This is a genomic window from Johannesbaptistia floridana, from assembly GCF_057440575.1.
The window spans coordinates 1-1,313 of the sequence record NZ_JALKVM010000337.1; the positions used below are offsets into that span (position 1 = coordinate 1).

A 1,313-nucleotide genomic window follows, 5' to 3' on the forward strand; every position below is an offset into this window, starting at 1 on the left:
GCGCGATCGCATTAATTCTTTAACTCATTACTTCAAAACTTCAAAACTCATTACTCAACCACCACCAGTAACATTAGGTATAGATGCAAGATGTGAGGATAGTGTTACCGATTTCGTCAATAACTAAAAGGCGATCGCTCTCATCTAGTTCAGGAAATTCTATAATTTCTAACTGTCATATAAGTACCTATTCTGGCACTCGATGTTTACTAGTTTGATTAGAGTTATAGCAAGCTCGCAAAGAGATGTTTACAGTTATCATCAAAAGCCCCCCTTAATAAGGGGGGTTGGGGGGAAAAGTTTATCTAAATATGGTTAACACTACAATACAACGAGCACTGCTATAAAAAGTTAGCTGATTTTTATGATTAATTTTGGATCTCGCCAACATTAAATAAAAAAGGAACACTTCCTTGATCTTTGTTACCCATGACTAACACTTGAGGCATTTGAGATCCACCGTCTCTCCATGCTTGAATTGCTTCTTTTTGTAAAACTAACTTGCCACCTTCAGCTTTTAACGTTTCGGCTAAAAGTCTTTGTGCCTCTGCTTTACCTTGCGCCCGGTTAATATCGGCTTGGGCCTCTTGTTCTGCTTCTTGAGCCACATAAACAGCTCGTTTCGATTTTTGTTCGGCAATTTGTTTTTCCTCTACAGCCCTAGCAAACTCCACAGAAAAGTCTAAATCGACTACACTTGTATCGAGTACAATAATGCCGTACTTTTCTAATCTTTCACTTAAAGCATTATCAAAATCTTGCTTAAGTTCATTTCTTTTGGTTATTGCTTCTTCTACGGTTCTCCTTGCTGCTGCAACCTTAAAAGATTCCTGAGTTTGAGGAGCAATAATTTTAGAGACAATGTTGGCTAAAGTTCCTTGTTTTCTACGAATCTCTACCACTAATAAGGGATCTAGGCGAAAGTTAATCGCAAAACTAGCTGATAAATTTTGTAAATCTTTGGTCGAACTTTGTGCTGGTACTTCAAACTTTTGTACAGTTAGATCGTAAATATCTACAACGGAAACTAAAGGCGGTTTAAAATGAATCCCCTCTAGCAAGACTCCCTCTCTAGCTTTTCCTAAAATGCTTATTACCCCAGCCTGACCTGGATTAATAATGACAAAGCTGTTAAATCCCACAAAGATCAGCAATATTACCAAAATTGTCGATGTTAACAGTTGATTGTTTAAATTAATTTGTTTTTTCATCTAATACCCATCTGTGTTTATTACTAACCTGGATAAAAATATTAACCTCAATATTTAATTATATAATTAATTAAACATTAATGTTGGGTTATCTCCCTGCCC

1 protein-coding gene is annotated in these 1,313 nt (G+C 36.3%); it reads right to left on the reverse strand.

Annotated elements, in window-relative coordinates; all coding sequences use genetic code 11:
• Window positions 1-368: 368 nt before the first annotated feature.
• Complete coding sequence (locus MW688_RS18975) at window positions 369-1,211, reverse strand: prohibitin family protein (RefSeq protein ID WP_486737581.1); 843 nt, start codon at window positions 1,209-1,211, stop codon at window positions 369-371.
• Window positions 1,212-1,313: the final 102 nt, after the last annotated feature.

Excerpts from the sequence above, each read along its gene's own strand:
- MW688_RS18975 (WP_486737581.1), bottom strand. The coding sequence starts at position 1,211 with ATGAAAAAACAAATTAATTTAAACAATCAACTGTTAACATCGACAATT.